Origin of the sequence: Microbacterium oryzae (genome assembly GCF_030406385.1) — a bacterium.
GTDB lineage: Bacteria > Actinomycetota > Actinomycetes > Actinomycetales > Microbacteriaceae > Microbacterium > Microbacterium oryzae_A.
Map to the genome: position 1 here is coordinate 32,755 of NZ_JAUEPM010000012.1, position 17,479 is coordinate 50,233.

At 61.7% G+C, this 17,479-nt stretch carries 11 protein-coding genes and 1 pseudogene; 6 read left to right on the forward strand and 6 right to left on the reverse strand.

Translation table 11 applies throughout. The features are described 5' to 3' along the window. Nucleotides 1-186: 186 nt before the first annotated feature. The 5 genes from QWJ90_RS13940 (at nt 187) to QWJ90_RS13960 (ending at nt 6,839) form a co-directional block, all read left to right on the forward strand. Nucleotides 187-2,712 (forward strand): toll/interleukin-1 receptor domain-containing protein, encoded by a 2,526-nt coding sequence (locus QWJ90_RS13940; RefSeq protein WP_290108470.1) that lies wholly within the window; start codon nt 187-189, stop codon nt 2,710-2,712. 254 nt (nt 2,713-2,966) lie between these two features. Then, on the forward strand, nt 2,967-3,350 hold the full coding sequence (locus QWJ90_RS13945) for a TIR domain-containing protein (RefSeq protein ID WP_290108472.1): 384 nt from the start codon (nt 2,967-2,969) through the stop codon (nt 3,348-3,350). After that, a complete protein-coding gene (locus QWJ90_RS13950) occupies nt 3,322-4,239 on the forward strand; it encodes a DUF4231 domain-containing protein (RefSeq protein WP_290108473.1) in 918 nt (305 codons plus the stop codon). The genes QWJ90_RS13945 and QWJ90_RS13950 overlap by 29 nt, the downstream gene beginning before the upstream one ends. A gap of 628 nt (nt 4,240-4,867) precedes the next feature. After that, nucleotides 4,868-6,067, forward strand: coding sequence for a toll/interleukin-1 receptor domain-containing protein (locus tag QWJ90_RS13955; protein ID WP_290108474.1), 1,200 nt, complete (start codon nt 4,868-4,870; stop codon nt 6,065-6,067). Nucleotides 6,068-6,383: 316 nt separating this feature from the next. Continuing rightward, nucleotides 6,384-6,839 (forward strand): helix-turn-helix domain-containing protein, encoded by a 456-nt coding sequence (locus QWJ90_RS13960; RefSeq protein ID WP_290108475.1) that lies wholly within the window; start codon nt 6,384-6,386, stop codon nt 6,837-6,839. A 609-nt stretch (nt 6,840-7,448) separates the two neighbouring features. Here QWJ90_RS13960 and QWJ90_RS13965 read toward each other — a convergent pair. The 5 genes from QWJ90_RS13965 to QWJ90_RS13985 all read right to left on the reverse strand — a co-directional run bounded on the left by QWJ90_RS13965 (nt 7,449) and on the right by QWJ90_RS13985 (nt 15,767). Beyond that, nucleotides 7,449-9,896: a GIY-YIG nuclease family protein gene (locus QWJ90_RS13965; RefSeq protein ID WP_290108476.1), complete on the reverse strand. Its 2,448-nt coding sequence runs from the start codon at nt 9,894-9,896 to the stop codon at nt 7,449-7,451. After that, complete coding sequence (locus tag QWJ90_RS13970; protein ID WP_290108477.1) at nt 9,893-12,091, reverse strand: GmrSD restriction endonuclease domain-containing protein; 2,199 nt, start codon at nt 12,089-12,091, stop codon at nt 9,893-9,895. The genes QWJ90_RS13965 and QWJ90_RS13970 overlap by 4 nt, the downstream gene beginning before the upstream one ends. Beyond that, nucleotides 12,088-13,776 (reverse strand): Eco57I restriction-modification methylase domain-containing protein, encoded by a 1,689-nt coding sequence (locus tag QWJ90_RS13975; protein ID WP_290108478.1) that lies wholly within the window; start codon nt 13,774-13,776, stop codon nt 12,088-12,090. The genes QWJ90_RS13970 and QWJ90_RS13975 overlap by 4 nt, the downstream gene beginning before the upstream one ends. Further along, entirely contained in the window at nt 13,773-14,387 is a 615-nt protein-coding gene (locus tag QWJ90_RS13980; RefSeq protein ID WP_290108479.1) for a hypothetical protein, read from the reverse strand. Before QWJ90_RS13980 ends, QWJ90_RS13975 begins: the two co-directional genes overlap by 4 nt. Before the next feature lie 573 nt (nt 14,388-14,960). Beyond that, on the reverse strand, nt 14,961-15,767 hold the full coding sequence (locus QWJ90_RS13985; protein ID WP_290108480.1) for a DeoR/GlpR family DNA-binding transcription regulator: 807 nt from the start codon (nt 15,765-15,767) through the stop codon (nt 14,961-14,963). 219 nt (nt 15,768-15,986) lie between these two features. Between QWJ90_RS13985 and QWJ90_RS13990 the strand changes: the two genes are divergently transcribed. After that, entirely contained in the window at nt 15,987-17,288 is a 1,302-nt protein-coding gene (locus QWJ90_RS13990; RefSeq protein ID WP_290108481.1) for an ABC transporter substrate-binding protein, read from the forward strand. A gap of 3 nt (nt 17,289-17,291) precedes the next feature. Here the strand turns inward: QWJ90_RS13990 and QWJ90_RS13995 are convergent. Beyond that, nucleotides 17,292-17,479, reverse strand: a pseudogene (locus QWJ90_RS13995) (hypothetical protein); the annotation flags it as partial.

The following is a 17,479-nucleotide window of genomic DNA, read 5'->3' on the forward strand; positions in this document are numbered from 1 at the left end:
TCGACCCTCCACGTGAAAGGTCGACAGCGGGGGCGAGTGCAATGCGATCGCTCAGAGGCCGCTTCTCATGAGGGCTTCACTCTGAGGGAGCGCGATCCGTCCCAATGCGCCGGGGATCAATCGATTACCGGTAACCCGATCTGCCGCACGTTGCGCCCCGTTGGGGCGCGGAGAGCATTCCGCCTGGTGAACCTGCTGTACGGTCGGCGAAGATGGTCCCGCTCGGGCACCGCAAGGTTGGGGATTTTAGTGACTCGTTTCTTCATCTCGCACGCATCTGCGGACAAGCCCCTCGCGCTGGAGTTGAAGCGACTTCTTGACGGGAACGCCTGGGTCGATCTTCACGAGCTTGACGTGGGTGATCTGCTTCTGAAGCAGATCAGCGACGGCATCGAGAACGCGTCCGACTTCACACTGCTCTGGAGCGAGTCGTCGGCGGAGTCTAGATGGGTGAGCTTCGAACTCCACATGGCATTCATCCGCTGGCTGGAAGACAGTGCCATTGCGATTCGGGTCATTCGCCTCGATACCACTCCCGTGCCGCTGTACCTGCGACCGTTTCTCCAAGCCCGTGGCGCAACCGACGCCGCATCGATTGCAAAGGCCCTGGCAGGTGAACGGCCGGCGCCGCATGCGCGCAAGCCCTTCCTTAATCGGAACCAGGAAATTGGCGCCATCGAAGAGGCGCTCTACGGCGTAGACGTTCGGGCCTTGTTCGTGTGTGGGCTCCCTGGGATCGGTAAACGCAGCCTTGTCCGCGAGGCCCTGACGCGCCTTACGATCGGAGCGAACGCAAGTCATACGATCTCTGTCACCGCGGCGACCGCAGAGACCGAGCTGAACCTCCTCGTGTCGCGCGCAGTCGGCGGCAATGAGGTGGAAGACGGCTCCGGCGTCCACGAAGCCCTCGCAGATGCCTTGGCCAAGCTAGAGCAGTTCGCGGAGCTGGGCGGCATCTGGGTGTTTGAGGGTGTCGAACACTGGCTCAGGGAAGACGGTGCGCCGGGTCGGATTCTCAGCGCGATCCTTGAGGGGGCGTACGCGCGCGAGGGCTACAGCCGCCTCATTATTCTCACGTCCCGGCGAAGGCCGCGCATCGCACAGGTGGAGTCGAGAGTCTCGAGTTTCTTCCTCAACGGGCTGGCCGCGCCTCACGGGTTGATGCTGTTGAAAAATCTAGGTGCGAGCCAACCCGATGCTGAGTTGGTATCCGTGGTCAAGGAACTAGACGGTCATCCCCTCGCCCTCGAAGTCGTGGCGCCTCGTCTCCCCCTTACCGCCGCCGATCTCCGCGAGCAACGGCACGAGATCGCAACAGACCTCGTGGATCCTTCCACCATCGCTCCCGCAACCTGGCTCATGCTGGAATTGCTCGCCCTCGCGGACGGCCCCCTTGCGGGCGAGGACTTGGCTGCCATGCTCGAGACTGATGCAGATGGGTTCAAACGTGACGTTGCGGAAGCCAGCCACTACTCGCTAGTTGTCTACGACGGCCTCGGTTCACTTTCGCTCCACCCACTGGTGCGGGACTATTTCCTTCGTTCATTCCGCTCAAGCCCCAAGCATAAGGAGCGCACTGCACGCGTCGCCGAGTACATGCGCACCGCGGTGGAACGGCTCCAGAGGACCGACCCGCAGTACGTTCCGTCGCTTCTAGCCGCGGTGAAGCTTCTCGGTCTAGCCGGAAGATTTGACGAAGCGCGAGACCTGCGTGGAGGCCTGACGGGAACCCTCACTCAGACGGCGCTCGAGTTGTATCACGAACGACGCTATGCCGAAGCGTTGCCGTTCCTGGATGAAGCATTAACCGGCATTGATGAAGTTGACCGGAACACGCTGCAGCTCAAAGCGAAATCGCTCGCGTACCTTGGGCGGCTGGGGGAGGCTCGAGACCTCGGGGATCACCTCGTGGAAGCGAATCCAACCGATCCTTCGGTCCTTCGCGACAGAGGGCGAATTGAGTTCATCGGTAGGAACTGGCCTGACGCGATCAGCTTCTTTCAGAAGGCGATTCCGCACAGACATAATCCAGCTCAGCTCTGGTCCGACATCGCGCAAGCTCGAATGCGAATGGACGATTGGACTGGTGCGGTCGCGGCAGCGCGGATCGCTATTGATCGTGGTGGCGACACTCCCTGGACCCTCGCCCTGTATGCGGAGGCGCTGGAGAACCTCGACGAGGTCGAAGAAGCGGAGCGTGTGATGGCACGCGCTGTAAGTCGCGAGCCAGCCAATGCGGCCTATAGGCACCGGCTCGGGCGCATCGCGCAGCGAACGGGCAACTCAGCCCTTGCCATGGAGCAGTTCCGAAAGAGCGGTGAGATCGACGGGAACTATTTCCAGTCTCTCCTTTCGCTCGCCAGCATGCTCGCCGACACGGGTGAGCTCGACGGCGCCCGAACCGAGCTCGAACGAGCAATGCGCGTTCCCGGCGTTCCCATGGGAGTGTCCAAGAACGTCGAAGCCAAGATAAGCCTTCTCAGTGGCAACACTTCAGGCGCAGCGTCATCCATCGCGGCGGCATTGGACGACGTCCGCGATGCCGCGAATATCGCACTAGCAGTCCGCGTGTGGATTGCGAGAGCGGAGGCGGGAGAAGTCAGCACGGGCCAAGCTCGCGCGCAAGTGACCAGCTTGTCGAAGGAACTGGACTCACATGACCAACTAAGGTCAGTGCTTGACGTCAGTCGCGAGTTTCCGCAATACTTCTAGGTCCAAAAGGGTAGCTGCTCGGTGTCGAAGGGTGGCCACGCGCCGCCGGTCACAGCGCTTGACTGCGACGCTTCGCCGGACAGCGAACTACAGGCATCGGCCGCCGATGCGCTCGAACAGGCGAGGCGATAGATTATCGAGCGCGCTGGCCCAAGAATGCCGCACGCGGTGAGCCGGCAGAAGCAAACGGCGGACGCCAATAAGTCCATGTACGGCGCGATGGTCGCGCGGATCGTTAGCCCGGGGGTACATCAATGACGAAGCACATCTTCCTTTCGTTCGTCGAAGAGGACCTGGCGCTGGTGCGCCTGTTCCGAGGTCAAGCGAAAAATAAGAAGAGTGCACTGGAGTTCGACGACTACTCAGTTAAGGAGCCATATAACAGTACAAACGCTACGTACATCCGAAGTCAGATCAGTGCGAAGATCCGTGCCGCCTCGGTAACGATCGTTCTAATTGGGGATGACACTCACAAGAGCGAATGGGTCGAGTGGGAAATCGCGAAGAGCGTGGAGCTCGGCAATAAGGTCATCGGCGTTCGGTTGAAGGCGGGCGTGATTACTCCCGCGGCTCTGACCAATGTGCGCGCCCGGGTGATTGGATGGGACATTGACGCAATCGTCCTTGCCATCGGCTAGTGAGCTGCGAAAGCCCGCCGAGACGGATTTTCCTGCCCTGTATCGCAGCGCTGACCAAGAATCGCTTGCGGGTCAGCGCGCCTTCGTGCGATGCATGCGCTACCGCCTTGGCGGCTTACTTGTAGCCGCCGCCGGCGGGATGTTCACCACCTTCGACGGCCTTGAGTGGCTGGGCGGATTTGTCGCGGTAGTTGCACTACTTGTGGCGTTGGCTGCGGAGCTATATACGGTCGCTGCCCGGCCCGACCGAATCTGGTACGAGGGCCGAGCTGCGGCGGAGTCCGCCAAGACGCTCGCGTGGCGCTATATGGTCCGCGGCGAAGGCTTCGGGGACGATGGCCTCACCATCGACACCCGCTTCTCTGAGGAGCTCCAGGGATTGTTGACCGACCTCGACCACGTGCCTCCCGCTGACGGTAGCGGAGGGCAGATCACGCCGCTGATGCGACGAGTGAGGGCGGGCACGTTCGATGAGCGACGCGCGTTCTATCGCGAGTTCCGTGTTGTTGATCAATTGAGCTGGTACTCGCGGAAGGCAAGATTCAACGCTCGGCGACTTCGCCAATGGACAACAATGATGGTCATCTTCGAGGTCGCGGGGATCTTTGCCGCCGGGCTACTGTGGGCACAGGTGATTGCCTTCGATGCACTCGGCCTAGTCTCAGCCCTCGCTGCCGCGCTCACCGCTTGGGCGCAGTCTCGGCAATATCAGACTCTGTCCTCGGCGTACTCAGTGACCAGCCAAGAGGTGGCTTCCGTTCTGTCCCAGCTCGATTCTCTTCAGAACGAGAGCGCGTGGGAGCGCTTCGTGACCGAGGCAGAGGAAGCATTCTCTCGGGAGCACACGCTGTGGCGCGCCTCTAGAGGAATTCGAGTAGGCGGCCGCTAGGCGCGACGCGATGTACCTGCGGTTGCGAAGCCGCCGGTCCATAGTGGCGTACGTCACGATGTCGCAATGCAAGGTCAGGCAAGCTCCTCGCGATCCGGGACGGCGACGTAGCCGAGAGGCTTCTCAATGCGCAGGTCGTAGCGGCACTAAGACATGAGCCGGAACCTGCCGTTCTCGATGGTGGAGACCTGCATGCGTGCGTTCTGCTTCGCACCTTCGAGGACTTCCGGTTGCTCGTACCGCGATGCCCGGGGAGAAGGCGAAGTGATGCGCGCCCACCAACCCGCCTGCAACGCGGACTCGTAGGTCTCACCGAAGGGAGATCCCCTCCTCGTAAGCCATCGTCCAGCCTGCTTTGACCTTGTGTCGGCACTCATTGCTCTCCAGCGACAGCCGTCTTGAGCCCATCTCGAGCAACTGGGCGCAGACTCTCGTCATGTGCGATTGCTCTACTCGGGCGGCGGGGGCATGTAGTGGGGCATGCTGCGATAGCAATCGAGTACGAAGAAGTGGCGGCGCGAAATCTCTTGTTCGATGCCGTCGCCCGTTTCGGCCGATAGGGACAGTGTTGCCGTATCCTCCGAAGGAGGGTCAAGGATGCCAAACTCCGAACCACGTCAAGGACGCAATGAGCAACAAGAACAATAAGCGGAGCAAGCAGTTGGTCAACGCTGGCAAAGAATCGACGCTGCCCTCTGTCACTGGGGATTCAAGCGTGGCGGCGAAGTTAACTGGTCGAGCTGATGCCGAGATCACAGTCTTTCTCAGCTATTCTAGAGCCGACGACCGCGTCTATCGGATGGTCAGGCCCTTCAAGGACCTCCTCGCCCATTTCGTCCACGCGAAGTCGGGGCGCCGCATTCGAGCGTTCCTCGATCAGGAGAGTATCGCGTGGGGCGAGATATGGAAGGAGCGACTAGAGGCTGAGATTCTGGGCGCTTCGGTGTTCATTCCTCTGCTTAGCGCCAACTATCTTGAAAGTGAGATGTGCAGACTGGAGTTCAATAAGTTCCAGTCGAGCGCCACCGCTCTCGGTGTGAAGGAACTTCTCTTACCAGTTCTACTGGTCGACGCTCCGGTCATCTTCAATTCGACCTCACCGGACGACATCGTTCGCGAAGCGGCCTCGCGGGATTGGGAGATCATCGAGGACGCGGTCTTGGCGGACGCGGGGTCGTCTCAGTGGAAGCGCACGATGGCGCGGATCTCGGATCGATTTGTAGCAGCGTACGAGGTAGCCGAGGCGAGGCTTGCAAACCTCGAGGATGTGTCGGACTCAGGGATGCTGACGGATCTCGGCCGGCCCAACCAGCCTTACGACGACGAGGACGATCCCGGTCTAGCAGAGCTTATCGAGTCCATCCAGGCTGAGATTGCTGACTTGACCGAGATCGGGCAGTCGCTTTCACCTGCGATTCAAGACCTCGGCACTGCTGCGTCCGACGCGGGCCAGGTCGGGCAATTGACGTCGCCGCAGCAGATTCACGCGTGGAGCGTGCGTGCCGCCCATGCCTTTGAGGCGCCAGCGATCACGATCGGGAATCTCGGTGAACGAATGCTGGTGACTACAAAAGCCTTGGATGTTGATATGCAACAACTCCGCAGATTCGCCGTCGAGTTTCCCGCCCTAGGTGACGGCTACAATTCTATGCTGAGCCAGCTGGCCGGCATAGACAGCGTAGGGTCTCAATTGGACCAGTTGCTGGTACAAATGAGGCCTGCTGAGGCAGTGTCGGTGCCGCTTAGAAAAGCCCTTCGTCCAGTCCGACTCGGTCTGACGCGCGTGACAGACAGTCTTCGCCTGATTCAGACCTGGCAGCCTGCCTAGTGCACGTAAAACCGAGGCGCTCTGCGGTTGCTTCATGTTCTCGTTTGCTTGTCGGAGCAAGCACAACCACCTCGTGCGCTCTCGATAGTCGCCTCTCAGCCTCTGCTGGAAGTTGACCGGGCGCTCGGATCGACACCACTCTGAACCTCCGTGCCGCGGAGACATTTTGGCCCCACCTACGGACGGTCGCGAGTTTCCCGGGCACATGGCGCCTGGGAATACGACCCAGGGCATTCGCATCCGGGGCTGGCTCACGCTGCGGGACTGAGCTCGCCGAAGGTTTATAGTCGGTGCTGCGTTCTGGAAGGATCTAGTCATGTCCGCCAGCGCTACAGCCGATCTGTTCTGGTCGACACGACCGACACTCATGTCGGCGAGTGAAGTCGCGCGCTTCCTGAATCGGACGGAGGCGACTGTTGTGGCGCTTGCGCGGAAGCATGACATTGGTGCGTACAAGGTGTCCGGGCGATGGCTGATTGCACGGATCGACGTGCGCGGCTTCGCTGCCGCAGATGCGCGTGCGATGAAGTCTGACCTACGCCTCGTTGTCAATCCTGCGCCAAAGTTCACTGGTGACGTCGCGGGCGCGCTCGCTCACCTGCCGGAACATCTTTCCAGGTGTGCTGTGGCTGATGTGCTACGCGTCGAGGTCGCAAGGCTGTCCGGATTCGGGCTTGACGTCTGTCCTGACGGGAGTATCGAGCGGGACGTTGTCGTGGCATACCTCCGTTCGGTGTCGAACTTTGGCCCGCATTATTCAGCTGCGTCCTGATCGCGGAAGCGCATACGGTCTGATTCAGTCGTCGAGGCCGAACGCCGCGGTCACCTGTTCGTGAACTTGTGACCTAGCTGCGCGGCAGTGTTCTGGTTTGCGAATACGCCGTACGCCATAGGGCCTTCTCACGGGGAAATGGTGCATCGTCGGTGGTTCCTCGCAGAGGTCTGGTTCGTCGTGCGGGTTGCAGTGGGGGTCGGCGGCGTCGGCGATGCGCTCAGTGTTGTTGCGAGTTGGGCTCGGGCCGCGCTGTCGGAGAGGCTGCTGCTAGACGTCACGACCTTTCGTGGACAAGGCTCGTGCGAGTCAGACTCGGCTGCTACCGCGAAGGGCATCCACCGGTCACGGCGCATGCGCTGCTCACTCGGCCCAGCCTTCGACGAGCACGACCCCTGTCGACCGCGTAGGAATCTACGCCGCCGGGTGCGTCAAACTGATCGTCTGGCCACTTTAGGATCTCCTCGACGAGCTGACGTGCGCACGTCCGACCTGCATGAGCTAACAGAGCTCCTGCATCTTCCCAGCATGATCGACGCGCAACGGATGTCGTAGACCGAGTCAAACGAGTCGGTCAAGGCATTATGAGTCTTGTTCGTCGGGCGGAGTTTAGCTCTCGCTTGCGCCACTCGAGACCAGCGCTTCGATGCTCTTCTTCTCGAAGTAGCGAAACTTTTGGATCGCGTCGGTCATGTTGCCGACATCAATAACCCCGATCTCGGTCAGCTTCGCATATGACTGCAGCGAGAGACCCGTGGAGCGGAGGAACAACTCTGTGTCGAGTGACTCGATCACGTGCGCGAGGCGCTCCTCGCGGAAGTCGGTTAAATACATGAAGATCAAAACCTTCGCGGAGACCTTTTTAAGCTTCTCGCGGATATTCTTCCGCTTCTCGGCAATCTCCTTTTTGGGTCTGCGTTGCTCACTCGCTGCGCCGCCAGCGCGCTTTACCGCGGTGAGCTTCTTCGACGCGGTGACAATCTTCTCGGCTTCCTCACGAATCGTACGGAAGTCCTCGATCTGCTCAAGTTCAGCGATCAGGTCGACGTCTTGAAGTAGCCGGTCCATCGTGACGCCGTTGAGGTTGTACAAATCGACCGAACGCCACCGGCGAGCGAGAGCGTTCGCACTGATCCCGCCGTGTGCCCAATCCAGGATTGCCTTAACGTCGAGTTGCTCCATCCGGCCACCATCGATCGCGAAGATCGGGAGGAAGTTGATCAGCTCGCCCAGAACCGACGCCTGCGTGGCGATCCGATCGGCGGAATTGTTCGCCAACTCTGTGCCGTACAGCGCCACGAGCGAGAGCGCCCTGTTCGGATCGAACTCGAACACATAGGCGGTGCGCTTCTGAATCTCGCCGTCGGTCTTCCACGGCGACTGCACGCGGAATGCTGCCTGAAAGTAAGACTCCGGAGCTTTCAACGAGCGGAGCATGAAAATCGACGACCACTCCGGAACGGTCACGCCGGTCATCAGCTTTCCGCAAGACAGAGTGATCGATCCCGACTTGCCCTGTTCCTCCGAGCGACGAATTACCGCCTGGAGCGGCGGGAGCGCCTGCGCGCCGATCTTCGCCTTCGTCCCCGCCGCAACGTAGATCTCGTAAGTTGAGAAGAACGGGTCGCTTCGCAACAGGTCGGCCATCGCCTCGCAGGAGGCAACGTCCTGGAGGTACCAAACGGAGTGCCGCACCGCATCCTTGAACTCAGCCGCCTCATACGGGAATTGAGCGTTCGCCTCGCCGGTCTCAACGATCTTTTCCGGCAGCGCCTTCTTCCCGCGGATGAGGTCGAGGAATGATGCTACGTAGTCCGGCTTCTCGAAGACGTAGCCAGTGTCGGCCTTCTTTGCCTTGAAGTAGGTGTTCAGGTCGAATCCGTCGTACTCCCCGTCCTCTGCCCACGCACCGCCGGGGGTGCCCATCGAGTACGTATACATGCGCATCTGCGGCAGCTCTTCGTAGGGATTGCAGCCCTTCGTCACGTCCCAATGAGTCTTCTCGCGTTGCTCGTCTATGTAGGTCCAGTTGAAGACCTCGGATTCTGCGTAGTCGCCGTTCGTGATTGCCTTGAAGGGGGTGCCCGAGAGGTGCAGGTGATACTTGGTCTTCAGTCCGTAGTCGATCTTCGGCACGACGTCGGCATCGGTGTCGCTCGACTCATCCGCGGCCTTCATGAACATCTGCGCCAAGGCGGCTTCTGCTTTGTCCTGGGGGTCGTAGACCTCACGAGCGGCATTGGTAGACGCTCCGAAGTGGAACTCATCGATCACGATGCAATCCCAGTCAACGAGGTGCATAGTCTCGTTGCGTTCCTTCGGCTTGCCCTCCGGGTCACGGCCGATCACGTCCTGGAAAGATGCGAACCACGCGGTCGGTCGTCCGCTGTCGATCAGGGCGTCGGCCTCGCGCGGAGGTGTATCGCGGTCGACGTACTGCCAATCGATGAAGTCGACATGGCTCAGCAAGTCGTCGCGCCACGCGCTCCGCACCGCTGGCTTGTACGTAAGGATGAGCAGCTTCGTCCAGCCCATCTCCTTTGCGAGCTGATACGTGGTGAACGTCTTCCCGAAGCGCATCTTCGCGTTCCAAAGGAACTTCACGGTGGTTCCGGGCCCGAACGTCGCCTGGGTGCGGAAGAACTTTGCAGTTTGCTCGACGGCCCGCTTCTGCTCGGGGCGCGGTTGAAAGTCCTGGATGCGGGTTGGGTCGAAAGGAAGCCCGCGTTGCAATGATCGCAACGCTGCCCAAACCTCAGCTTCGGTCGCCTCGAACCACTCACCCCCCGGGTTGACGATTCCCGCGTTTCGCAGGACACGGTGAACATCATGGTCGCTGAAGTCCGCGCCGTTGGGCCCGACCGCGGGCTCGGAGTGGAAAAGGATGTCGACGCCGTGTAGTCCTGGGAACGCCGTACCAACCTGTTGTCTCACCCGATCAATTCCCGGATTGACGGTCTGACCGACCTTGATCCAGGACTCGCCCTTCTGCCCGCTCGCGCGACGCCACGGCTTCGCGTTTCCAGCGTGTGTATAGGCGTAAATGTGGTTTGTCACGCAGCGCCGTCCTCCGAGTCGACCTCGCCACTCTCGCGCTCGATGGCGTCATCGGATAGCTCGTCGAGCACCTCAGCATCGGCTTCACCCAGACTTGCAAGGTAATCCGCTCTGAGGTCCTGCAGAGACTTACCGGTAGCGGCGATTACCCACCACCACCATCCGTTGGTTTCGGTACCCGTGACAGCCACGGCGGCAGCTGAGGGGCTGTCGTAGGGCGCGTCGTCGATGAAGATGCGTCCGTCTTGTGCCACCGACGCTCGCACTCCCGCGTGCCTTGACGTTGGGTGCCGGGTTGTCAGCTCACTTCCGACCTCCAGCCAGCCGGAAGCCACGAGCTGTGCGATATCCACGCTGACGGCCGTCGATGGTGCAGCAGCGGCTCCGCGGAGGCCGGCATGCCCGGCGGGCGCGGGCCAGATGCCGAGAATCTGATCGATGAGCAGCGCTGTGCGCTGTTCGATGGACGACTCATCCCACCGGTCCCGGACGAGGTTGATCGCATCCTTCGTGATCAGCACATCGTCGTGATTGAGGAAGTGCTCCCGCTTCGTGGTCCACGGTCCGTTGTTGACCTTACTGTTGAGCTTCTGCGTGACCAGGGTGAGATTTCCGAGCTGCTGCACGGTGCGGTCTCGCGCCGCTTCCTGTTCCTCGGTCAGTTGAGCCGGCCAGTGCTTGCGCCACCCCTGCGGCATCAGGTGCTCGATGGTGCCTTTGACCCGCACGACAGGGCCCATAGCGAGTTGCTTGCCGTCGGGATATCCGCGCTTCGCATCCTCCAGGGCCTCCAGCACCATCCGGAGGCGGCCCCGCAGATACTTCCAATACGCGGTCGCGCCGGTCAGCGCTTCTCTGACCTCGTCGTCGCCGGGCCAGTAGCCGACAGCGGAATGGTTTGCAACGAGGAGAGCCTCGGCCGCGTCCGCGAGCAGGTCTTTCGGCTGCGTGCTCAGGTGCTGCATAAGGTCGACGATGAATCGGTTCGAGCCCTGCGACGGCGCCTTTACCAATGCGCGACGCACAAACCAGCTTTCCAGGATCGAGAGGATCCGTTCGCGATCAGCGACAGGAACGGCGGCCTGTTCGGGCTCATCGAGCCACATGAGCAAGGGTCGCGCGATCTCGGAATCGAGGGTCCCGACGCGGTAGCTGAAGAGCTCAACTCTGCTGAGCGGGCCGTTGACGTTCTCGGATCCTTCAATGATCGACCGGTAGCGATCGGCGGCCGCTTTGATCTGCGGAAGCAGCACGCCTATGTCTTTAGCGACCGTGTTCACGTAGTGCTTGAACTGAGTGAACACCTCGCGAATCGGGAAGTCGAGGAGTGTCCTGGCGGTGAGCCACTGCCAGAGGAACAGGGACGCACGGGAGTTCTTGATGCGACCGGTGGTAATTTCCTTCTCCCACCACGGCGTTTCGAACTCGGCCCAGTAGTTCAGGTACGCCTTCTCGGCATCGTGCGGTGTGCCAGCGAGGTTCTGGAACACGAAGTTCTTGATGAGGTCAGCCGCGGACAGGGGTGTGCCACGCGCGTTGAGTGTCTCGAAGATCGCCTGCGCGTCTTCATTTGCATCGAGGCGGATGCTGGCGATCTCCAGCCGATCCATCACGGTAGCGACTAGCATCCGGGCACGCCGCTCAGCAGCCTCGTCGTCACCGAGCCAGGTGTTTATCGAGCCGGCGAAGAACTCGTGCGCATCGCCCAGCCGCGACTTCACGACGGTCAAATAGTCGACGGGCGTCGGCGCAGACATCACCGAGGTGAAGGCCTCACGGTCGCGATTAGTCGGCCAAAGCTTGTAACGGTCGTTCTCGTCGTCGCGATAGTCGGACGGATTCTCCACGAGCGGGAGAATTTGCCCAGCAAGCTGCGCCCACCCGCGTCGCTCGAGCTCGGTGTGCAGCGAATCGAGCAGAAGTTGCAGCGTCGTGAGCCGCTGCTGGCCGTCGATTACGTTCCATGTTGGCAGTGCGCCGAGCGTCGTCGGCACCTGCTGGATGACGATAGCTCCAAGGAAATGAGTTGCTGTCTGATTATGTTGCGAGATGACTTCGATCAGTCGAACGATGTCTTGCCACAGCGGGGCCCATTGTGTCTCCTTCGACCAGACGTAGGGCCGCTGGAAGAGCGGCACTACAAGCCTCGTCGGGTTGTAGAAGACATCCTTGGGCTTTACAACATCGGTCTTCACTCGTCGTTCCCCTCATCGTCAGGTTCGACGGCAGCGTCGCCGGCACGATACTTTCGGCCGCCGGGAAGGTGAGTCTCGGGAATCGGCGAGTCCAGCGAGAGGATGATCGATCGAGGTTTGATCGAGGTCTCGATGTATTCGATCTCTTCCGGCGAGAGTCCATACCGTGCGAAGAGATCTGAGTCAGTCCAACGTCGTGTCATGTCGAGCATCGGAACGAATCGAAAGCGATCGGGTGTCACGTGCTGCGAAATCTTCCGCTGCAGGACGAGGAAGCGCACGAACTTCGTCGCGAGATAGTACGCGAAGTTTTCCGTCTCTTCCCGGGTAGAGAACATGCCCGGGATGAAGTAGGTCTGAGTACACGCCGACCCCGGTGCCAAAGCGATGGGTTCGCCGAGAACGACGTCGATGATGTTCCCTTCATCGTCCTCAGGGGTATCTCCTGACGAGACCATGGGGAGGATGACTTTCCACCTGTCGATCCATTCGTGGTTGCGTTCGATTTGATCGGGGCGGCTGTATCCGATCTTGGTCGCATAGATCAGTGGAACTGCTCCCTCGAATGGTTCCGCGACGCTCCCCTTGTAGTTTGAACGCATGGTGAGACCAAACGGCTTGGTGACGCTAGAAATGTCCTCAACCGTTTGGGGTTCCGCTGCCGAGATCACTTTGCGGATGATTGATAGCGCTCTGTTGTCTCGGACAACGACTCCGTCACCCTCGCGAAGATCGCGCGTAACAGAAGATTTGAGTTCGCCGCGCACTCGCGTCTGGAACTCAACATCGCCGTCATAGTCGCGGTCCCACAGGAAGTATGAGACGCCCCCGCGAATCTTCACTTGGGGAAAGACGTCGTAGATCTTGGGGTTATTGACCAGGATGCGAAGTCGCCTATCCGCAATCATTCGATCCCGGAAGTTGTCCATGCCCTTTCCGCCCGCGAACCATCGTGAAGGTGTAATCATGACTACATACCGAGGGTTCATGGCGATCGCTCGCTCGACGAAGAGGTGGTAGATACTCGAAGCCGTCTTGCCGTGGCCCTCCGTTCCCATCTGGTAGGGCGGGTTCCCGATGATCACGTCAAATTTCATCGTGCCCATCTCCTTCGTCGGATAGGTTTTGTGAATGAACGAATAGGCGTAAGACTCGCGCTGGTCTCGGATGAGCTTCGACGGCGCCTTGCAGAGCGAACACTTATCTCCTTTGCGGGTCAACGTGTGCTCAGTCTCGACGAACGGCACGTTACCGTCAGGCGAATCAAACTGGACTACGAGACCAGCGAGTCCCAGGTCCTTGACTTCCTTACCCGTCGCGTTCTTCGTCTGGTAGAGAGAGCGACGGGTGATCTCCCCGTTGATCTGAGTCGTCGCCGCGCCGAAGATCATGTTCTTCACAATGTGCTCGCGGCGTTTCTGGCCATCCGGTTCCCACGCGGCGAGGCCGACCATTAGTCGCCTGAATGCCTCGCGAAGGAAGATGCCCGATTTCGCCGCGGGGTCGAGCCACGTGTAGTGCGGCTCCGACCAGACATGCTCGGGCAAAATGTCGAGCATCGCCGCGACGACCTTGGGAGGCGTATAGACGTCGTCGTTCGGCAGCTGGGCAAGCGTCTCGAGCACATCCGGAACTTGCAGGTCGGGGGGCTGCTTCGCCGCCGCTGCGACTGCTTCCGCGGTCAACTCCCGAGCTCCGAATAGTGCACCGTCGGCAGAGCCGTGGGCGGCTCGTAGAACAGGTCGACCATCGGTACCTCCAACTCCGACGGTACGCGCTGGAATCGTTCCCCCTCCAGCGGCGTGTACTCGACAAACAGGATCTGATCGGCCGCGTTCAGTGAGTCACCGACGACGACGTTGGTCGTGATGATCGCTTCGGCTGCACGCACGAAACCCTCCGTTCCGGGCTTCCTCCACAACACGTGGGCCGCATCAATCACCATCATCATTCGTTCGCGCGCCTCTTCGACGTTTTCTTCATTGATATCGACGCCGTACGTCGAGGCGAGGCAGCGCAGCAATGCGAACTCGTACCAGTTATCGCTGCCGCCGTGCGTCTTCTCGTTGATAGCGGCAACCTTGCGCTCGAGTATCGCGACGAGGAAGTTGCCATCGCCAGCCGCCGGTTCCAGGAACCGAGTGTCGATGTGTGCGAAGGCGTCGGGAATGAGGTCTAGCATCGCCTCCACCTCACGCGGCTGGGTATAGACCTCACCGAGATCGCGAACCCGCTCGCGAGACTTGATATGCCGCGGCTCCCTCATTGCAGTCCGTTCACTTGTCGCTACAACCACGGGACCATTCTGTCGCCTCTGTGGGACATCACGTGACCAGTCGACGCTGAGTGGTGCTCGCGGAGGTCCCGATCGTCTTCGGGCACCGCTGGCTGGCTTTCACCACTTCGCGGCACGGAAGCATACGGGCCGATGAGTAGGGGCTCGGGGGCACCGAAGTGCATACGCATTCAATGGCTGAGTGTCGCGATCATGCTGGGCGGCGAGGTGCGGTGTACGCAGCGGTTCCTCGGGGAGTCATGGCGATGCGTACTGGCGGTGGGGTGACGGCGCTGCCGGCGGATCCGCAGACCCGTTACCGCCAGCGGAAGTGATAAGAGAGCAGGTTGCTCAGTTTTCAACGAGGCTCGCGATGCCTAGAACGCTCGATCTCGTCGTTGCGACGTCCAGCGAAGCGCGCTGAAGGGGCTTGTCGGAGCCCTTCGGAGGGCCTCGAGATTCTCGGATTGCGGAAATGCAACGGCCAATAAGGCGCTCTGCTTGGTCTGACCACACTGGAGCCCCCTGGTCAGAAGCAAAAAGAAAACTCTGCCCTGAAGGGACTCGAGCGCATAGGTGGTGACCGCGCCACCTCTACGGCGTCAACACCTCGACCCCGGCCGCGGCGAGCGTCGCCGCGAGCTCGGGGCTCGGCTGCTCGTCGGTGATCAGGTAATCCGCCTGCTCGAGCGGAACCACCTGAGCGAAGAGGCGACGGCCGAGCTTCGTCGAGTCCGCGAGGATCGCCACGCGGTCGGCGCGCTGGATCATCTCGGCCATCATCGTCGCGTCCCCGAGGTTCGTGGTCGAGTACCCGGACTCGTGCACCGCGCCGACGGCGATCAGGGCGAGGTCGCAGCGGATGTCCACGTCGGGGGTGCTCGAGCTCAGCGCGAGTGACACCGGCCCCGTCGTCGCCTGCGTGATCGTGCGCACCGAACCTCCGAAGACGTAGAGGTCGCGGAACACCAGGGGCGAGATCTCGCCCGGGATGCGCAGGTTGTTCGTCGCGATGGTGAGGTCCCGATGGTTGCGCAGCGCGCGGGCGACAGCGAGCGCCGTCGTGCCGGCGTTCAGCATGATCACCGAGCCGTCCTCGACGAGGCCGGCGGCGACCTGGGCGATCTTCTCCTTCTCCGCCACCTGCATCCGCAGGCGCACGTCGAGGCCGCGGTCGCGCCCCTGGTTCTCCGCCGCGCTCACCGCCCCGCCGTGCGTGCGCACCACGACGCCAGCGCGATCCAGCTGATCGAGGTCGCGGCGGATGGTGTCGATCGAGACGTTGAAGTGCTCGGCGAGGTCGCCGACGGTCACCCTGCCGAGCTCGTCGACATAGGCGGCGAGATCGGCCTTGCGTCCGGCCGGCAGCCGTCGTCCTCGAGCGGGAGCCTGCGCATCCATGCCGTCATCTCTAGCACAGCAATGCAGGAAAACGGCAAGAAACCGCAGAAAGAGCACCAGCAGCACATCGACGCGCAGACCCGGATACTGCGTCGCAGTCCGGTAACGGCGGCGATTCCGCTCTTGACTGCCGCCGCATCCTCCTGCATGCTCTTGCTTAAACAGGCATGAAACGGCAGAAGCCGGAGAAATGCCGCAGGATCTCGAAGAGGAGAGACGATGGCCATTCAACGGCGTATGCCCCGTCGCGCAGTGATGTTCGCGGGCCTCGCGACCACCGCGGCGACGGCCCTGGTGCTGTCCGGCTGCGGGTCGAGCGACTCCGGCGGCGGATCGGACTCCGCCGGCGGCGACGTGACGATCGAGTTCGCGCAGTGGTGGGAGCCCGAGCTGCCCGACGGTGAGTTCCGCGCCCTCATCGACAAGTTCGAGGAGGAGAACCCCGAGATCACGGTCGATCTCGTCAGCGGCCCCTACGCCTCCACGAAGGAGCAGCTGTTCGCCGGCGCCGCCTCCGGCACCATGCCCGATGTCGTCGGCCTCGACGGCGCGTGGGTCAACGACTTCGCCTCGCAGGGCGTCATCACCGACCTCACCGCGCTCATGGCCGAGAACGACTACGACGACAGCGAGCTGGCGAGCCAGATCAAGGTCGACGACAAGACCTACATGATCCCCGTCGTCAACTTCGTGTACCCCATGTTCACCAACGACGACCTGCTCGCCGAGGCCGGGGTCGACGCTCCGCCCACCACGCGCGAGGAGTTCGCCGACGCGGCCGAGAAGATCACGGCGCTCGGCGGCGACACCTCGGGATGGGTCCTGCCGCTCTCGCTCGAGGCGCCCAACGGCGTGCAGAACGACGTCATGTCGTGGGTGTGGGCATCCGGCGGATCGATGCTCGACGGCGGTCAGCCCGACCTCACGAACGACGACGTCACCTCGGCGACGGAGTTCATCGGCGACCTGTGGGACTCGGACGTCATCGCCTCGGGCAGCTTCACGATGAAGGAGCAGGACAAGGTCGAGGAGTTCACCAACGGCCGGGTCGGCATGATGATCGACTCGCTCGCGCACATCAACCTCATCCGCGAGACGAACCCCGACCTCAACTTCTCCATCTCGGCGCTCCCCGCCGAGGAGGGCTACGAGGGCGAGCGCGGCATCCCCTACGCCTCGTGGGGCATCGGCGTCGCCGAGAACTCCGAGAACAAGGAGGCCGCCTTCAAGCTCGTCTCGTTCCTCATGAGCGAGGAGACGAACTCCGAGCTGTCGACGATGGCGAACGCCTTCCCCGGCAACACGAACTCGGTGCCCGCGTTCGTCGAGGACGACGAGCTGTTCGGCAAGGCGTTCGAGATCTACCAGGCGGGCTACCCGGCGAACGAGTTCACCGGCCTGCCCGTCGCGGAGGAGCTCATGCGCCAGCTCGGCGAGCAGCTGCAGTCGGCGCTGGATGGCCAGCAGTCGATCCCCGACGCGCTGGAGAAGGCGCAGGCGTCCTGGGAATCCGAGTTCTGACCCTCATCCCTCACGGTCGGGGGCCGCGGGGGCGGCGCCCCCCCCCCCCCCCCGCCCCCCCCCCACCTCCGCGAGGAAGCGCTCCTGCTGCTCGTCGCCCACCTGCACGATCGCGACATCGGTGAAGCCCGCGTCGACGAAGGGGCGCACGCTCTCGGCGAGGACGTCGAGATCGGGCCCGCACGCGATGG